The sequence below is a fragment of the Pseudomarimonas salicorniae genome (genome assembly GCF_023156535.1).
In the GTDB taxonomy this organism is placed as follows: Bacteria; Pseudomonadota; Gammaproteobacteria; order Xanthomonadales; family Xanthomonadaceae; genus Pseudomarimonas; species Pseudomarimonas salicorniae.
Genome location: NZ_JALNMH010000007.1, coordinates 139,203 through 156,425, shown reverse-complemented (window position 1 = coordinate 156,425; position 17,223 = coordinate 139,203). Strand labels below are relative to the sequence as shown.

The 17,223-nt window shown below is 68.8% G+C and carries 14 protein-coding genes; 11 read left to right on the top strand and 3 right to left on the bottom strand.

What is annotated here, in order from left to right:
- Positions 1 to 34 precede the first annotated feature (34 nt).
- Positions 35 to 1,738 (top strand): autotransporter outer membrane beta-barrel domain-containing protein, encoded by a 1,704-nt coding sequence (locus tag M0G41_RS09715; RefSeq protein ID WP_248208695.1) that lies wholly within the window; start codon positions 35 to 37, stop codon positions 1,736 to 1,738.
- A 48-nt stretch (positions 1,739 to 1,786) separates the two neighbouring features.
- Here the strand turns inward: M0G41_RS09715 and M0G41_RS09710 are convergent, their stop codons facing one another.
- Positions 1,787 to 3,478, bottom strand: coding sequence for a long-chain-fatty-acid--CoA ligase (locus M0G41_RS09710; RefSeq protein WP_248208693.1), 1,692 nt, complete (start codon positions 3,476 to 3,478; stop codon positions 1,787 to 1,789).
- Between the two features lie 219 nt (positions 3,479 to 3,697).
- Here M0G41_RS09710 and M0G41_RS09705 point away from each other — a divergent pair, with 219 nt between their 5' ends.
- The 5 genes from M0G41_RS09705 to hemC all read left to right on the top strand — a co-directional run bounded on the left by M0G41_RS09705 (position 3,698) and on the right by hemC (position 9,740).
- On the top strand, positions 3,698 to 5,908 hold the full coding sequence (locus M0G41_RS09705) for a putative bifunctional diguanylate cyclase/phosphodiesterase (protein WP_248208692.1): 2,211 nt from the start codon (positions 3,698 to 3,700) through the stop codon (positions 5,906 to 5,908).
- A gap of 193 nt (positions 5,909 to 6,101) precedes the next feature.
- A complete protein-coding gene (locus tag M0G41_RS09700) occupies positions 6,102 to 6,791 on the top strand; it encodes a TorF family putative porin (RefSeq protein WP_248208690.1) in 690 nt (229 codons plus the stop codon).
- A 202-nt stretch (positions 6,792 to 6,993) separates the two neighbouring features.
- Entirely contained in the window at positions 6,994 to 8,091 is a 1,098-nt protein-coding gene (locus M0G41_RS09695; RefSeq protein ID WP_248208688.1) for a sensor histidine kinase, read from the top strand.
- The gene (locus M0G41_RS09690; protein ID WP_248208686.1) at positions 8,072 to 8,806 is read left to right on the top strand and encodes a LytR/AlgR family response regulator transcription factor; all 735 of its coding nucleotides are present in this window, start codon (positions 8,072 to 8,074) and stop codon (positions 8,804 to 8,806) included. Before M0G41_RS09695 ends, M0G41_RS09690 begins: the two co-directional genes overlap by 20 nt.
- 10 nt (positions 8,807 to 8,816) lie before the next feature.
- The gene (hemC, locus tag M0G41_RS09685; RefSeq protein WP_248208680.1) at positions 8,817 to 9,740 is read left to right on the top strand and encodes a hydroxymethylbilane synthase; all 924 of its coding nucleotides are present in this window, start codon (positions 8,817 to 8,819) and stop codon (positions 9,738 to 9,740) included.
- Positions 9,741 to 10,085: 345 nt separating this feature from the next.
- Here hemC and M0G41_RS09680 read toward each other — a convergent pair whose 3' ends face one another.
- Both M0G41_RS09680 and M0G41_RS09675 read right to left on the bottom strand, forming a co-directional pair.
- Complete coding sequence (locus M0G41_RS09680; RefSeq protein WP_248208678.1) at positions 10,086 to 10,853, bottom strand: DUF481 domain-containing protein; 768 nt, start codon at positions 10,851 to 10,853, stop codon at positions 10,086 to 10,088.
- Positions 10,854 to 10,925: 72 nt separating this feature from the next.
- Positions 10,926 to 12,692 (bottom strand): sodium:proton antiporter, encoded by a 1,767-nt coding sequence (locus M0G41_RS09675; protein ID WP_248208676.1) that lies wholly within the window; start codon positions 12,690 to 12,692, stop codon positions 10,926 to 10,928.
- Between the two features lie 132 nt (positions 12,693 to 12,824).
- Here M0G41_RS09675 and M0G41_RS09670 point away from each other — a divergent pair, with 132 nt between their 5' ends.
- The 5 genes from M0G41_RS09670 (at position 12,825) to M0G41_RS09650 (ending at position 17,157) form a co-directional block, all read left to right on the top strand.
- Positions 12,825 to 13,796 carry a helix-turn-helix transcriptional regulator gene (locus M0G41_RS09670; RefSeq protein WP_248208669.1) on the top strand — a complete coding sequence of 324 codons (972 nt, stop codon included), beginning with the start codon at positions 12,825 to 12,827 and terminating at the stop codon, positions 13,794 to 13,796.
- Positions 13,786 to 14,769 (top strand): patatin-like phospholipase family protein, encoded by a 984-nt coding sequence (locus M0G41_RS09665; protein ID WP_248208666.1) that lies wholly within the window; start codon positions 13,786 to 13,788, stop codon positions 14,767 to 14,769. Before M0G41_RS09670 ends, M0G41_RS09665 begins: the two co-directional genes overlap by 11 nt.
- A 55-nt stretch (positions 14,770 to 14,824) precedes the next feature.
- The gene (locus tag M0G41_RS09660; RefSeq protein WP_248208665.1) at positions 14,825 to 15,172 is read left to right on the top strand and encodes a hypothetical protein; all 348 of its coding nucleotides are present in this window, start codon (positions 14,825 to 14,827) and stop codon (positions 15,170 to 15,172) included.
- Positions 15,173 to 15,289: 117 nt separating this feature from the next.
- Positions 15,290 to 16,267 carry a lytic murein transglycosylase B gene (gene mltB / locus M0G41_RS09655; RefSeq protein WP_248208663.1) on the top strand — a complete coding sequence of 326 codons (978 nt, stop codon included), beginning with the start codon at positions 15,290 to 15,292 and terminating at the stop codon, positions 16,265 to 16,267.
- On the top strand, positions 16,267 to 17,157 hold the full coding sequence (locus tag M0G41_RS09650; protein ID WP_282452839.1) for a septal ring lytic transglycosylase RlpA family protein: 891 nt from the start codon (positions 16,267 to 16,269) through the stop codon (positions 17,155 to 17,157). Before mltB ends, M0G41_RS09650 begins: the two co-directional genes overlap by 1 nt.
- Positions 17,158 to 17,223 lie beyond the last annotated feature (66 nt).

Genomic DNA, 17,223 nt, shown 5'->3' with positions numbered 1-17,223 from the left:
CTGGCGGTTGAACATAGTGTTCAGAGGGGGAAGCATGAACGCCACTCTTCGGATCTGCAGCCTCGCGCTGCTTGCCTGGTTGCCGGTCGGCGCTGCGATGGCGCAGCAGGAGCCGCCCACACTCAGCGTGGCCGTCAGCCGTGCGATCGCCACCGAAGGTTCCCGCGACCCGGTGCGGGTCGAGCTGCGACTCGACCGGCCGGCGCCACCCGGCGGCGTCTGCGTCGAGGTCGACCTGGCCGGCGGCAGCGCGCGGGAAGGCGAGGACTTCCGCCTGCTGGACATGATCCCGCCGATTCCCGAGGGCGGCATGCGCGCCGAGGTGCGCATCCAGATCATCGACGATGATCGGCCCGAGCCCGATGAGGACCTGCGCGTGGTGCTGCGCCCGAGTCCCTGCTATCGGTTGGGCACGCCCAGCAGTTTCACGGTGCTGATTCGCGATGACGATGACGATCCTGCTGCCCTGCGCGATCGATTGGCACTGATCATCGAGAACACGCCTGATCCGCTGGTCCAGTCGCAGCTGAGCAGCCTCGCCCAGCTCTGTGCGACCAGTCGCCCGCCGCCGGGCAGCGAGCTGCAGCGCCGCTGCCAGCTGCTGCGGCTGGCCCTGCGTGACCCCGGCGCCGCAAGGCAGCTGGTCGACACCCTGCGCGGCGTTCTGGGCGAGGAGCTTTCCAGTCAGCGTCGGGGATTCCGCTCTCTGGCGGGTGGCCAGCTGGGTTCGGTGGGGCGCAGGCTCCAGGCGGTGCGCGGCGGCGCGGGGCAGGGGCTTGCGCTGCAGGCCGATGGCCTGGATGGGGTGTTGGGCTTCCTGCCTCTGGCGGCTGCCGAGGACGAGGCAGCCGGGCTGCTCGGACGCGGCATCGGCGTCTTTGCGACCTATACCCGCGGCGACGCCGATCGCGACGCGACGCAGCTGGAAAGCGGATTCGACAGCGACAGTGACACCTTCCTGCTGGGTGCGGACTGGCGCCCGGGAACAGGCCGCTGGGTGCTCGGCATGGCGCTGGCCCATACGCGATTCGATGCCGACCTCGATGCGGGTGCCGGCGCTCTCGAACTGCGCCAGACTTCGATTGTCGGGTATGCCAGCCGGGGCTTCGGGCAGGGATTTGTCGATGCCAGTCTGGGCTGGGGACGCGGCAGCCTTGACCAGTCACGGGTGGCGCGCTTCTCCGCCGTGACCGACGACGAGTCCCTCGAAGCGGTCGACGTCCTTGCGGCGGATTCCGACACCGAATTGCTCACCGCCAGCGTGTCCGCCGGCTGGGACTGGCAGCGGGGCGCCGCCAGCTTCGGGCCGCGGGCCGCGTTCGAGTACAGCCGCTTCGGGATCGACGGCTTCTCCGAACGTGCCACCGACGGCTCGGATGCCTTTGCGGTGGCCATTCAGGAGCAGACCATCCGCTCGCTGATCGCGCGGCTGGGCGGAAGCGCACAGTGGGCGATCTCCACCCGCTGGGGCGTCCTCCTGCCGCAGTTCGATGCGGCCTGGGTCCTGCAGTTCGAGGACGAGGCCGAGTCGCTTCGTGGCCGCTTCGTCAATGACCCGGCCGGCACGGCCTTCCTGCTGCCGGGGGGCGCGGTGGACAGCCGCTATGGTGATGCCGGCCTTACCCTGTCCTGGCTGCGCGCCGGAGGCACGTCGGGCTTCGTGTCGTACCGTCGGTTGTTCGGGCTGGCCAACACGTCCCAGGCGTACTGGAGCCTTGGACTGCGACTGGAGTTCTGAGTCCGGCGTCGGCTGACGCGTCGGCTTCGTGCCGACGCGGCAATCGGATCAGGCGCTGCGCTTCTTCATTTCCTCGTCGCGCAGCTCGCGGCGCAGGATCTTGCCGACCGGCGTTTTCGGCAGTTCGTCGCGGAACTCGATATGCCTGGGCTTCTTGTAGCCCGTTAGGTGCTCGGAAAGGTAGGCCTTGACCGCCTCGATGGTCAGGGCCGGGTCCTTCCTCACCACGAACAGCTTCACTGCCTCGCCGCTGGCCTCGTCGGGCACGCCGATGGCGCAGGTCTCGAGCACGCCGGGGCAGCCCGCGGCCACGGCCTCGACCTCGTTCGGATACACGTTGAAGCCGGAGACCAGAATCATGTCCTTCTTGCGGTCGACGATCTTCAGGTAGCCGCGCTCGTCGATCACGCCGATGTCGCCGGTCTTGAAGTATCCGTCCTCGGTCATCGATTTGGCGGTTTCTTCGGGGCGCTGCCAGTAGCCGGCCATCATCTGCGGGCTCTTGAGGGCGATCTCGCCCGGCTGGCCCGGGGCCACATCCTGGTCTTCGTCGTCGACCAGTCGGAGGTCGGCGTTGGGCATCGGCATGCCGATCGTCCCGGTGTAGGCATCGCTGTCGGTGGGGTTGCAGGTGATGCCCGACGACGACTCAGACAGCCCGTAGCCTTCCACCACCGGGCAGCCGGTCAGCGCCAGCCAACGCTCAGCCACCGCCTGCTGGATCGCCGTGCCGCCACCGTTGGAGATCAGCAGCTCGGACCAGTCGACAGTGGCCGCGTCCGGGTGATTGGCCACCGCGTTGAACAGGGTGTTCACCGCAGGGAAGATGTTGATCCGGTGCTGCTTGAGCGTCGCGACCAGCCCCGGGATGTCGCGCGGGTTGGGGATCAGGATGTTGCAGCCGCCGGTACGCATCCCCAGCAGGCCGCAGGTGACGAAGGCGAAGACGTGGTACAGCGGCAGTGCGCAGAGGATGGTCAGCGGACCGCTGGTCGGCCGGCGCTTGAGCCCCGGCTGCATCCAGGCCTCCGAGCTGAGCAGGGCGGCGATCAGCGAGCGATGCAGCAGCACCGCGCCCTTGGCCACGCCGGTGGTGCCGCCCGTGTACTGCAGCACGGCGACATCGTCCTGCTCGAGGGTCGCCGGGCTGAGGCTGCCGCGGGCGCCCTCGGCCATGGCCTGCTTGAAGGAGACGGCTGTGGGCAGGGAGAAAGGCGGCACCAGCTTCTTCACCCTGCGCACCATGAAGTCGACAATGGCGCCCTTGGGAAAGCCCAGCAGATCGCCCATCGAGCACACCACGACCAGCTTCAGTCCGGTGTCGGGCAGCACCTTCTCGACCGTGGCGGCGAAGTTCTCCAGCACCACGATCGCCTTCGCCCCGGAGTCCTCCATCTGGTGGCGCAGCTCGCGGGGGGTGTAAAGCGGGTTGACGTTGACCAGGACGAAGCCCGCCCGCAGCACGGCTGCGGCGGCCACCGGATACTGCAGCACGTTGGGCAGCATGACCGCGACCCGGTCTCCGCGCTGCAGTCCGCGGGACTGCAGGAAGGCGCCGAAGCGGGCCGAGAGCCGGTCGAGGTCGGCGAAGCTGATGCTGCGCCCCATGCACACGTAGGCCGGGTTGTCGCCGTACTTGCGGAAGCTTTCCTCGATGAGCGCCACGACCGAGGAATAGCCGCTGGTGTCGACCGTGGCCGGCACTCCGGCCGGGTAGTGTTTGAGCCAGATCTTTTCCATCCGTCCTCCCTGGGAGCCCCTGCGGCCTTCTCCAACGCTACCCGCGCCGGCGGCTGCGCGCCAGTGGGCGCCAGGGCGAGGTCATGGCGCTGCGGCAGGCCTCGTGGCAGGATCATGCGTCGAATCATCCGGGGTCGGCCCGCAGGTCGACAGGTCATGCAGCGGCAGGGGGGTCTGGCGTGAGGAGGCAGTGGTGGGCGACGGACGGCGGGCTGCTCGATGCATGACGAGGATCTGCTGCAGTTCCTGGACGATGCAGAGCCCGGGCCGCCACCGGCGGTGGAGCCGCGGGAATCCTGGCGGATCCTGATCGTCGACGACGATGAGGAGATCCACCGGGCGACGACCTTCGCCCTGCGCGGGGTGAGGCTGTTCGATCGCGGATTGAGGTTCGATTCCGCTTTTTCTGCCGCCCAGGCACGCGAGATGATGGCGGCGCACCGCTACAGCTGCGTCCTGCTCGACGTGGTCATGGAGGCCGACGATGCCGGCCTTGAGCTGGTCGGCTATATCCGCGACACCCTGGCCGACCGGGCGGTCAGGATCATCCTGCGCACCGGACAACCGGGCTATGCCCCGGAACTGGACGTGGTCCAGCGCTATGACATCAACGACTACAAGGCCAAGTCGGAGCTGACCTCGACACGCCTGATCACCACGCTGGCGTCGGCGCTGCGTTCCTACGAGCAGATCCGCACCATCGAGGCCAACCGGCGGGGCCTGGAGGAGATCATCGGCGCGGCTTCCAACCTGCTTGCCGTGCAGGCGGTAGGGCGGTTCTCCAGCGGCGTGCTCATCCAGATCTGCTCCCTGCTGCAGACCCCCGACGATGGCGTGGTCTGCGTGCAGTCCGCCGTTGCCGGAGCAGGCCCGGCCCGGGTGCTGGCCGGCTCCGGCCGCTTCGCGGCCTTCCGTGGCCTGCCGGTCGAGGAAGTGGGCCATTCGCAGCTGGTCGCGGATGTCGAACGGGTCCTGGCGCGACGCGAAAGCTTCTTCGCTGCCGATCGTGCCGCGCTCTACATCCGCTCTCCCCGCGGCGAAGCCCTGTGTGTGCATATCACCACCCGCAAGCAGCTCTCGGACCTGGATCGCAAGCTGCTGGAACTGTTCTCGATCAACATCGCGGTGGGATTCGACAACGCGCATCTCTTCGAGGCGCTGGAGGACCTCGCCTACTGGGATCGCCTGACCCGCCTGCCCAATCGGGCCGCCTTCGAGCGCGAGATCGAGCGTCGGGGCGCCGAGGACGCGCGCTTCAGCCTGGTGGTGGCCGACATCGACAACTTCCAGGCGGTCAACGACGGACTCGGCCACGAGATCGGCGACCGCACGCTGCAGGCCGCCGGGGCGATCATGCGCGCGGTGTTCGGCCAGCAGAGCTTCATCGCCCGGATCTCGGCCGATACCTTCGCCCTGCTCCACGAAGGCGAGCAGGCCGATCTCGAGGCGCGCCTGCGCGAGCTGGCCCGGCGGCTGGAGCACAACATCGAGATCGATGGCAACGAGATTCCGCTGTCGATGTCGCTCGGCATCGCGCGCTTCCCGCAGCATGGCGCCGAGCCCTCGGTGGTGTTCCGCAATGCGGGCATTGCGCTCAAGCAGGCCAAGCGGGTCAGTCGCTCCTCGTTCCAGTTCTTCGACGATGGGCTGGAGCGCGCCCTGCAGCGGCGCCTGCAGACCATCCGCGAGCTGCGCTATTCGGTCGAGCGGCAGTGCCTGAAGCTGTTCTACCAGCCGCAGGTGACGCTCGCCAGCGGCGAGGTGTTCGGGGTCGAGGCCCTGGTCCGCTGGCAGCGTTCGGCGCAGGAACTGGTTCCGCCGCTGTCCTTCATCCCGGCGGCTGAAGATTCCGGGCTGATCGTCGCCATGGGCGAGTGGATCCTCCGCGAGGCCTGCCGCCAGCAGCAGCTGTGGACGCGGCAGACCGGCCGCCGGTTGCGCATGGCGGTCAATGTCTCGATGCGCCAGCTCAAGGATCCGGATTTCGTGCCGATGCTGCGCGGCGTGCTGCAGGAGACCTCGGTCGATCCTTCCATGCTCGAGCTGGAGGTCACCGAGAGCCTGATGATGGAAGACACGCTGGGCCTGTCCCGCGTGCTGCAGCAGGTGCGCGAGATGGGTACCGGCGTGGCCATCGACGATTTCGGCACCGGCTACTCCTCGCTCAGCCACCTTCAGCGCCTGCCGATCGACCGGCTGAAGATCGACCGCGCCTTCATCACCGGCCTCACCGAGCGCGCCGAGGACCAGGTCATCGCCGCGCTGGTGATCAACATGGGCCACCTGCTGCACCTTCGGGTGATCGCCGAGGGGGTGGAGACGCCGGCGCAGCGCGAACAGCTGCTGCAGATGGGCTGCGACGACGCCCAGGGTTACCTGTTCGGGCGGCCTATGCCGGCGGAGGACCTGGCCGCCAAGCTGCTGCTGTAGGTCGCCCCGGTCTGGTGCATGTTGCACCGCAATAATCCCCGAAAAGGGTTTGCAAATCGGATTTCCCACGGCCACCATCGACTCACCGGTCCCCGATCCGGCAACCGCAATCCGAAAGCAGACGCCGCGGCGCGCGGCCATGCCCCGCCGCCATCGGCATATCGACCCAAGGCACGTTAGAAAGGGGGTTCACATGCGTCGCACCATCCTGTTCCTGGCCCTTGCCGGTTTCGGCGGCTCCGCCGTGGCGGGCTCGGCCTCGGCCACCTTCACCTTCGCTTCCGACTACCTGTTCGACGGCATCAGCCAGACCCAGGGCAGCGACGACGGCGACTTCCACCCGGCCTTCCAGGCGAGCTTCGACTACGCCGCGGACAGCGGCTTCTACGCAGGCATCTGGGGCTCCAACGTCGACTTCGGCGACGGCGATCCGGCCGATATCGAGATCGACTACTACGCCGGCTATGCCCAGGAATACGACAGTGGCTGGGGCTGGGACGTGGGCGTGCTGTACTACACCTACACCGGAGCCCCCTCCAGCTACGACTACGGCGAGGTCATGGGCGCGCTGACCTTCCCGACCGGCACCACGGCGAAGCTCTTCCTCGGCGACGACGATGACGTTTTCGGCGGCAGCTTCAACCGCTTCAAGCTGCTCCACTCATTCGCCATCAGCGAGAACTGGTCGCTGGACCTCGAGGGCACCCGGGTGAACTACTCGGACGGCTCGCTCGAGGACTACACGCACGGCCAGGTCGGCCTGTCCCGCGAAGTCGGCTCGTTCAGCTTCTACGTCGGCTATTCCGACACCAGCCTTGATGATGCGCCGAACGCCGACGGACGGGTCCTGTTTACCCTTTCGACCAGCGTCGACATCTTCTGATCAGCCGGTGCTGACCGTCGACGCCCGGGCCGCGTGCCCGGGCGTCCTCGTGTCCGCGCCCTTCCGACGCACGCGACGCTGCCGTCGACGGCAGGGCTTGGCCCTGCGCCCGCGGACATGCTCCACTTGAGGCCGGGTTCGGGCTCCGGGGAAGGGCAATGGGTGGGCGAGCGCAGAGCCACAAAGCCAGGACGCCGTTCCGATGTTGACGCATCGCTGGGAACGCTGGCGTCGGCACTGGCATCGAGCCTGGGCAACCCCTTTCGAGCCGGCGGATTTCTGCCGGGCGAAGATCCTCTTCACTACCCTGGTGGCCGCGGAACTGGTGGTGGTGGTGCTTTGGCTGGCGCCCTCGGGGTTGCAGGGCGGCGGACCCTTCTTCGCCGCCAGCGCGCTGGCCCTGTGGCTGGCCGTGCTCTGCGCCGTCCTGCTCTGCAAGATGCGCGACCCGCTGCGCCGCCTGCCGCTGCCCGCCGGGGCGCTGGTCGCCTGGGCCTTGCCGGTTCTGGCCACACTTCTTGCCTGCGCCCTGGTCGTGGAACTCTCTGACGTGCTCATCGTGCCCGGTTCCGAAGACGGCCTCGGCGCCGAGCTGGTCTGGCGCAGCGGCGCGATATGCGCGGTGCTAAGCGCCTTCCTGCTGCGCTACTTCCACGTACAGGAGCTCTGGCTGCGTAATGAGCGGGCCCAGGCGAGGGCCGCGGTCGACGCGCTGCAGGCGCGGATCCGTCCGCATTTCCTGTTCAACAGCATGAACAGCATCGCCAGCCTGGTGCGGCATGATCCCGAGACCGCCGAGCGCGCGGTGGAGGACCTCGCCGACCTGTTCCGAGCCGCTCTGGGCGCGGGCGACGGCATGTGCGGCCTGGACGAGGAACTGGCGCTGTGCCGTCAGTACCTCGCCATCGAGAAATTGAGGCTGGCCGAGCGTCTCGAGGTCGACTGGCGCCTCGACGAATCCCTGGTGGGCCGGGTGCGGGTGCCCAAGCTGAGCATCCAGCCACTGATCGAGAACGCCGTTCACCACGGCCTGGCGCGGCTGCCGCGAGGGGGGCGTATCTCGATCGGCGTCCATGCGCGCGGGGGCGCTGCGGAAATCGAGGTGCTGAATCCCTGCCCGCCGCCGCAGGACGCGCTGTCCGGCGGCAATCGCCATGCCCTTCCGAACATCCTGCAGCGTCTGTCCTACCACTTCGGCGACGCGGCGAGGATGACCCGCGGCTATCATGACGGCTACTATCGCTGTACTGTCCGACTTCCGCTGCAGGACACGGCGAACGATGCGCATCCTGATCGTTGACGACGAGCCGCTCGCGCGGCAGCGACTCCGCGATCTGCTCGGCCAGGTCGAGGGCGCCGAGGTGGTGGCCGAAGCAAGCAATGGACGGGAGGGCTGCGAGCAGGCTGCTGCGCTCAAGCCCGACCTCGTGCTGCTGGACATCGCCATGCCGGTGATGGACGGGCTGGAGGCGGCTGCGCATCTGGCCTCGACCAGCCACGCCCCGGCCGTTGTCTTCTGCACTGCCTATGACGAGCACGCGCTCGCCGCCTTCGAAGCCGGCGCGATCGACTACCTGCTCAAGCCGGTGCGCGTCGAGCGCCTGCGCGAGGCCTTGGGGCGCGCCCGGCGCATCGGGCCACCGGGGCTTGCGGCGATCGACGAGGCCGCCGGTGAAGAGCGCCAGCGCACCCACTTGTGCGCACGCCTTCGCGGCAGCATGCGGCTGATCCCGATCGAGGAGATCCGCTACCTGCAGGCCGACGAGAAATACGTGGTCATCCACCACGCCCACGGCGAGGATCTCATCGAGGACTCGCTGAAATCCCTGGAATCAGAGTTCGGCGACCGCTTCCTGCGCATCCACCGCAACTGCCTGGTCGCCGCCGACGAGATCATGGAGCTGCGCCGCGGAGCCGACGGCCACACCCGGGCCCGGCTGCGCAATACGAGCGAGCTGCTCGATGTATCCCGCCGATGCCTGCCGGGCCTACGAAAGAAAGTTCTGGAACTGTGACCGATCGCCCGTGAGACCACTTCGCATCGCCACGCGCAAGAGTGCGCTGGCCCTCTGGCAGACTGAACATGTTGCTTCGCTTTTGCGCACACTCCACCCTGGCCTGGTGGTCGAGCTCGTCCCGCTGTCCACCCGCGGCGACGAGGTGCTGGACCGCTCGCTGGCCGCGATAGGCGGCAAGGGGCTGTTCCTCAAGGAGCTGGAGCTGGCCATGCTGCGCGGCGAAGCCGACTGCGCAGTGCATTCGCTCAAGGACGTGCCGATGGAGCTCGACGGCCCGTTCTGTCTGCCGTCGATCCTGCAGCGCGCGGACCCCTTCGATGCCTTCGTCAGCCCGCGCCATGCGACGCTCGACGACCTGCCGGAAGCCGCCGTGGTCGGCACCTCCTCGCTGCGCCGCCAGGCCCAGCTGCGCGCGCAGCGCCCCGATCTCGTGCTCCGCGACCTGCGCGGCAACGTGAACACACGACTGGCCAAGCTCGACGCCGGCGAGTATGACGCCATCGTGCTGGCCTGCGCCGGACTGATGCGTCTTGGCTTCGACGCAAGGATCCGCGACCGGATGGCCGCCCCCGAGTGGCTACCGGCGCCAGCCCAGGGGGCCATCGCCATCGAAGCCCGCGAGGGGGATCCCGAGGTCGCCGGATTGCTGGCGCCCCTCGACGACCTCGATACGCGGCGCTGCGTCGAGGCGGAGCGGGCCATGAACCGGCATCTGCACGGCAGTTGCCATGTGCCGGTCGCGGCCTTCGCCACCTTGCGCGAAGGCGGCGGCATGGACCTCCAGGGCCTGGTGGGCGATGCCGCCAGCGGCGAACTGATCCGCGCCCACCTGGCCGCGGCCGAGGCCGAATCTCCCGGGCAACTCGGCGAGCGGGTCGCCGAGGCCCTGCTCGCCCAGGGCGCTCGCAGGCTGCTCGGCGAGCCGGCCTGAGCCCACCGCACGCGGCGGCCGGTCAGGGCGCAAAGCAGACATGCATAGGGTGCGGCTGGCCGCACCGGGCGTACCGTCCGAACGCCCGTATCGGTGCGTCCAAGACGCACCCTATGGGGCTTCGCTGACGCCCAACGAAGCCCGACTGTAGGAGCGCACATGGGCGCGACCGCGGCGTGACGTGTTCGCCACAGACCGAGGCAAGGGCGAAGCTCCGCGGTCGCGGCCATGTCCGCTCCTACGAAAAGCCCGCCCGATCGGGGACGGTGGCGAATGTCTGCTTCGCGCCCCATCCAGCCCTTCAGCGGCTTGCTGCAGGCCCGGATGGGGTGCGTCGGATGCGGCTCAGCGGAAGGTGTAGACCAGATTCACCGTGGTCAGCGTGTCGGTCTTGTCGACGCCGGGGCCGACGTCGCTGTTGTTGCGGACCTGCACGCCCGCCTTCAGCGCCAGCTTGCTGTTCATCGCCACCTTAAGCCCGAAGTCGTTCTGGACGAAGGTGTTGTCGTCGCCGGCTTCGACCAGCAGGAGGTTGTCCAGCGAGGTGTTCTCGGTCAGCTGGTGAGCGAACTCGGCCTGGGCGCGGAAGATGGTGTCGGAGTCGGTCTCGCCGGTGCTGGCGTTCTTGGCTCGGCGGTAGCCGGGGCCGGCTTCCAGGTTCAGCAGCGTGGTGTCGTTCTTGATCACGCTGTAGCCGTAGCCGAGCGCGAAGGTGGTCTGGTGTTCGGAAGGGGCGAAGTCGTCGTTCTCGTAGCGCAGGGTGCCAACCCAGTAGGCGCGCTCGTTCATCTTGAGCGCGCTGGAGGCACCCGCCTGGTAGCGGTTGGCGTTGAGCTCGAAGCGCTCTTCCTCGATCCCGTCGCCGTCGAAGTCACCCGAGGTCTCGCCCTTGGCACGCAGCGCCGACAGGTTGAACTGGTGTTTCCACTGATCGTCTTCGTTGACGAAGCTCAGCTTGGTGTTGAGGTTCTCCGACTTGGCATTGCCACGGGCCAGAGCGAAACCCAGCTCGCCGGTCCCGGACCAGCCTTCGGTCTTCTCGGTCTCGTCGGCAAGGGCGGCGGTGGATACAAGGCCAAGGGCAAGGCCCAGGGCGAGGGCGTTACGGATCATGCGGGGCTCCTGACGGTCAAAAAACGGCCGACATGGTACCCGCCATACCCGGAAACCCCGGGTGAACAAGGATCAGAACGGGAACAGGCGCGGGATCAGGAACACCGAGAGGGCCCAGAACACCAGGTTCAGTGGCAGGCCGACCCGCACGAAGTCGGCGAAGCGGTAGCCGCCGACGCTGTAGACCATGGTGTTGGTCTGATAGCCCACCGGAGTGGCGAAGCTGGTCGAGGCGGCAAAGGCGACCGCGACCAGGAAGGGCGTAGGGCTGACGCCGAGCGCCTGGGCGGTGGCGAAGGCGATCGGCGCCAGCAGGACGGCGGCCGCGTTGTTGCTCATCGCTTCGGTCAGGGTGGCGGTCAGCAGGTAGATCATGGCCAGGGCCAGCAGCGGACTGCCGTCCCCGATGAGGCCGAGCGCGCCGTCGACCAGCAGACCCGCCGCGCCTGACGTCTGCAGGGCGATGCCCAGCGGCAGGACGCCGGCAAGCAGGATGATCACCCGCCAGTCGATCGCCTCGTAGGCCTCTTCGGGCTCAAGGCAGCCGAGCAGGACCACGGCCAGGCAGCCGATGATCGCCGAGGTGACAATCGGCAGCCAGCCGGCCGCGGCGACGCCGACCACGGCAGCCATGGTGCCGATGGCCAGCCAGGCCTTGCGTCGCTGCGCGGCGTCGTCCTCACGCGCGCTCAGGACGATGAAGTTCCGGTTGCGCCGCAGGTGCGGCATCTCGTCCGAACGGGCCAGCATCAGCAGCACGTCGCCGACGTTGAGCCGGGCGTCGCGCAGGGTGTTGCGCAGCACTTCGCCGCGGCGGTGGATGGCCAGCACGGTGGCGTTGTAGTGCCACTGGAAGTCCAGCTCGGCCAGGGTATGGCCGACAAAGCGCGAGCCGGGCGAGATCATCGCCTCGGTCAGGACCTGGTCTGGCGCATCGAACTGCGAGTCGCGCAGCTTGAACTTGGGCTCCAGCACCAGTTTGGTTTCATCGCGCATGTCGGTCAGCTTCTGCCAGTCGCCGCGGACCAGCAGGATGTCGTTCGCCTGCAGCTTCTGCGCCCGCGGAGCCCAGACCTCCTCGTCGCCGCGCAGCAGCTCCAGCACGTAGACCCCGTAGCGTTCGCCAAGCTTGGCGTCGGCGACCGACTGCCCGACCAGCGGCGAGCCCTCAAGCACGCGCAGCTCGGTCATGTACTTGCCCAGCTCGTAGTTCTCGCTGAGCTCGGCCTGGCGGTTGGAAGGCAGCAGATGGCGGCCGACCAGCAGCAGGTAGACGAATCCGGCGGCCATGGTGGCAAGGCCCAGCAGGCCGAAGTCGAACAGGCCAAAGCCCGGATGGCCGAGGTCGCGGGCGATCGAGTCGACCAGCAGGTTGGTCGAGGTGCCGATCAGGGTGCACACGCCTCCCATCTGCGCGGCATAGGACATAGGGATCAGTACTTTGGAGGCAGAGAACTTGTTGCGCGCTGCGCTGGCCAGCACCAGCGGCAGGAACACGGCCATCGCAGCGGTGTTGTTGACGAAGGCCGACATGGCGCCAAGGCAGGCCATCACCACCAATGTGAACCGTCCGGGTGTCTTGAGTTTCGAGAACAGATGGGCGATCGCGCGCAGCGCCCCGGTCCGCGACAGCGCGGCGCTGAGCACGAACATCGCGGCCACCGTGATGGTCGCCTCGCTGGCGAATCCGGACAGGGCCTGCTCGGGGTTGACCAGCCCCAGCACCAGCAGGGCCGCCAGCGCCAGCAGGGCCACCACGTCGACGGAGAGCTTCTCGCTGACGAAAAGGGCGACGGTGCCGAGCAGCACGGCGAAGGTCAGGGCGGCATCCAGCGTCATGGGGTCGGCCGGTCGAAGGGATGCCAATGGTGGCGTCTGTGCGGGGCGGAACGCAAAATGTGCCCATTGCGGCAGTCGCCGGACCTGGCCCTTCGGGGCCTGCCACGGCGCTTCCGCGCCCACAGGGACGCCATGGACCGCTACGAACGCATCCTCTCGCTGCACCGGCTGCTCTCGGCCGCCCGCTACCCGGTCCCGCTGCGTCGGCTCATGGACGAACTCGAGTGCTCGCGCGCAACCATCTACCGCGATATCGCCCACCTGCGCGATGCGCTCGGCGCGCCGATCGAGAAGAGCGAGGACCCCGAGGGCTTCCACTATGCCGAAGCCTCGGGACCGCGCTTCGAGCTGCCGGGCCTGTGGCTGACCTCGGACGAGCTGCACGCCCTTCTCGCCGCGCACCAGCTGCTGGCCCGCACCGGACCCGGCGTGCTGTCGTCGGCCTTGGCACCGCTGAAAGCCCGCATCGACGGGCTGCTGGCCGAGCAGGCGGGGGGCAAGCGCTTCCCGGTCGAGCGGGTACGGGTGATCGCCGCGGCGATCCGCTCCCTGGACGAGGTCGCCTTCCGCGCCATCGCTTCGGCGGTGCTAGAGCGTCAGCGGCTGGACTTCGAGTACCGGGCGCGCTCCACCGATGCCCAGACCCGGCGTCGGGTCTCTCCGCAGCGGCTGACCCACTACCGGGACAACTGGTACCTCGATGCCTGGGACCACGACCGCGAGGCGCTGCGCAGCTTTGCCGTCGACCGCATCGCCCGGCCGCAGCGGAGGGACGAGGCGGCCATCGACGTGGCGGAGGCCGAGCTGGATGGTCATCTGGCGAGCAGCTACGGCATCTTTTCCGGACCGGCCAAGGGCTGGGCAACCCTGCGCTTCTCGCCGCATGCGGCGCGCTGGGTGGCCGATGAGCATTGGCACAGCAAGCAGCAGGGCCGCCGCCTCGACGATGGTGGCTACGAGCTGAAGCTTCCGTATTCGAATCCGAAGGAGCTGCTGATGGACGTGCTCCGCTATGGCCCGGACGCCGAGGTGGTCGATCCGCCCGGCTTGCGCGCCGAGATGCGCATCCTGCTGCAGCTGGCGCTGTCCAACTATGGCGGTTGAGGACGGCGACCGCCTGGACATCGCCCTGGTTCTGGGGTCGGGCGGGGCGCGCGGCCTCGCGCATATCGGTGTCATCGAGGAACTGGAGCAGGCGGGCTTTCGCATTGCCGCCATCGCCGGTGCCTCGATGGGCGCCCTGGTCGGCGGTATCCACGCGGCGGGCCGGCTGCGCGATTACCGCGACTGGGTCCGATCGCTGGAGCGCGGCGATGTCATCCGCCTGCTCGACTTCGCCTTCGGCCACCCGGGCCTGATCAAGGGCGAGCGCCTGATCGGGGTCATGCGCGAGCTGGTGGGCGAGCATCGCATCGAGGATCTGCCGATCCCGTTCACCGCGGTGGCGACCGACATCGCCACCCAGCGCGAGGTCTGGCTGAACCGTGGCCCGCTGTTCGATGCCATCCGCGCCTCCATCGCCATCCCGATGGTGTTCACCCCGCACCGCGTGGGCGGCCGCGAGCTGGTCGATGGCGGACTGCTGGCGCCGCTGCCGATTGCCGCCACCCGGCTGACCCACGTCGATCTGGTGGTCGCGGTGGACGTCAACGATCGGGTGCCTGTGGCCCTGCGCCATTTCCGCGAGCGCGCCGACCTGCTGGAGCTGGGCGAGGAGGCAGGAGACGAGGCCCCGGACGAGAGCCTGCGCGGGAGGATCACCCAGCTGATGGACTCGCTGTTCGAGAAGCGCCCGGCCCCGCCGCAGCAGCCCGGCCTGCTCAATCTCATGTCGCGCTCGCTGGACACCATGCAGGCCCAGCTATCGCGCCTGCAGCTGGCCATGGACCCGCCCGACCTGCTGATCCGCGTGCCGCGCGACACCTGCATGTTCCACGAGTACTGGCGTGCCCGCGAGGTGATCGATATCGGCCGCCAGGCCGCCCGGCGGGCGCTGGAAGCCCTGCGCGGCGAGCCGGTGCCGGAGGGCGAGGACCAGGCCGCCCTGCCGCCCAGCGAGGAGCGACTGCAGTCTTAGCCGCTGAGATGGAGGGCTGCAAGGCTGCCCGGCAAGCCCCAAGGAGCCTGCCGCCATGTTCCGCACTGCCGCCGCCCGCACTCAAGCCCTGATCGACCCGCTGCTTGCCCTCGCCCTGCTGGCCCTGCTGGCCGGAGGGCTGGGCTGCCTGCTGTTCTCCGCCGAACTGGCCGCTGCCGGGCACTTCGCGCCGGCGACCGTGTACGGTCTGCTGCTGCCGGCCTCTGCCGTCATCACCCGCCTGCTGCAACTGCGTGGGGCCGCGCCCGTGACGGTAGTGCAACGACGCAGCCTGGCGCGCCGCGGCATGGCCAGGCGCACTCGCCCTCGCCCGCGGGTGCGGCTGCGGCTGCGCCAGCAAGCGGCCCTGCTCGCCGCCCTGCTGGCGCCGCTGCCGCGCTGATCACCGGTCGACGCTCGCCCCGCGTGGCTCGACGCTGAACGGGGCCGCCGCGTCCCGCGGCGCGGCGGCGGCGCCCGGCGTGTACACTTCCGGCGGTTTTTCGCAGCGTCGGAACTCATGCGCCTTACCGCATTCGGAATCCTGTTCAGCCTCGCCGGCGTCGCTCTGGCCGCGCCCACTCCTGTCGACCGCGAGGCTCTGGCCCGCGAGCTGGCCGCCGCCCACAAGCTCGATCCAGCGGTCGTGCTGCCCGTGCTCCGCGAGGCGGAGTACAAGCAGGCGATCATCGATGCCATCACACGACCCGCCGAGGCCAAGCCGTGGAAGGCCTACCGGCAGATCTTCCTGACCGAGAAGCGGATCAGCGAGGGCCGGGCCTTCCTTGCCGAACACGCCAACGCGCTGGCCAAGGTCGAGCTGGATACGGGCGTGCCGGCCTCGATCATCGTCGCGATCATCGGCGTCGAGACCCACTACGGAAAGATCACCGGCTCCTGGCGGGTGATCGATGCGCTGTTCACGCTGGGCGCCCACTATCCGCCGCGGCAGCCCTTCTTCCGCAGCGAGCTGGGGCATCTGTTTGCCCTGGCCCGCGAAGAGCAGCTCGATCCGCTCACCCTCAAGGGCAGCTATGCCGGGGCGATGGGCTGGGGCCAGTTCATGCCTTCCAGCTATCGCGCCTATGCCAGGGACGGTGATGGCGACGGCCGGCGCGACCTGTTCGGCTCGCTGCCGGACATCTTCGCCTCGGTGGCGAACTACTTCGTCGCCCACGGCTGGACACCGGGGCAGCCGGTGGTGGTGCCGGCGCGCCGCGCGGAAGGCGCGGCGGACTTCAAACCGGACGGGCTGAAGGCCGAGATTGCCCTGGAAGACCTCGCTGCCCGCGGATACACGCCGGTGGAGCCGCCCGCCGAGCCCCTGCCCGCCACCCTGCTCTCGCTGGAAGGCGAAGCGGGCACCGAGCACTGGATCGGGTTCAACAACTTCTACGTCATCACCCGCTACAACCGCTCACCGCTATACGCGATGGCGGTCTACCAGCTGGCAGGGGAGATCGCGGCCGGGAAGGCCGGCAGCGGGACCGCCCCCTGATGCGCGGGCTGGCGCTGCTGCTCGGCATTCTGCTGCTGGCCGGCTGCGCCAGCGGGCCGAGGAAGGCGCCGCTCCCCGAGCGGGAGAGTGCCCGCGCGCGGCCACAGACCGGCGAGCTGTATGCACCGCACATCCCCGATGGCGGCCCGGCGCTGCCGCCGGACCTGCGCGGTATCGCCGAGCCGATCCCGGTGCCCGAGCCGCGCTCGCGCTATGGCAACCGCTCGCCCTACAAGGTGCTCGGCAAGACCTACCAGGTCATGGAGGACGCCCGCGGCTACCGCGAGCGCGGCATTGCCTCGTGGTACGGCAACAAGTTCCACGGCCGGCCGACCTCGAGCTTCGAGCCCTACGACATGTACAAGTACACGGCGGCGCACAAGACCTTGCCGCTGCCGAGCTTCGCCCGCGTCACCAATCTTGAGAACGGCCGCAGCGTGGTCGTGCGGGTTAATGACCGCGGCCCGTTTCACGCCGGGCGGATCATCGACCTGTCCTATGTGGCCGCGGTCAAGCTGGGGATCCACCTCCGCGGCACCGCTGAGGTGGAGGTCGAATCCATCGATGCCGGCGATACCCCCACGCTGGTTGCGGGCGATCCGGGCGAGCGCCGTCATCGCTCCGGTTTCGGTGCGCCGGTGGCCGCAGGCGGCGGGCGGCTCTACCTGCAGGTCGCCAGTTTCTCCGACAAGGCCAATGCCCGCCGCCTGAAGGACCGGCTGGAAGACGCCGACGTCGGCCGCGTCCATCTGGAAAAGGCGGAGATCGGCCGGCGCGACGTCTGGCGGGTGCGGATCGGCCCGCTGCGCTCGGCCGCCGACGTTGACCCCGTGCGCCGGACGCTGTTCCGGCTCGGCCTTGGCGAGCCGCAGCAGGTCCGCGAGTTCTGAACCTACCGTTTCATCCGGAAGCCGCCGCCGCGGCGCGCCGGCCCCACCCAGGAGTTGTTCCCCGTC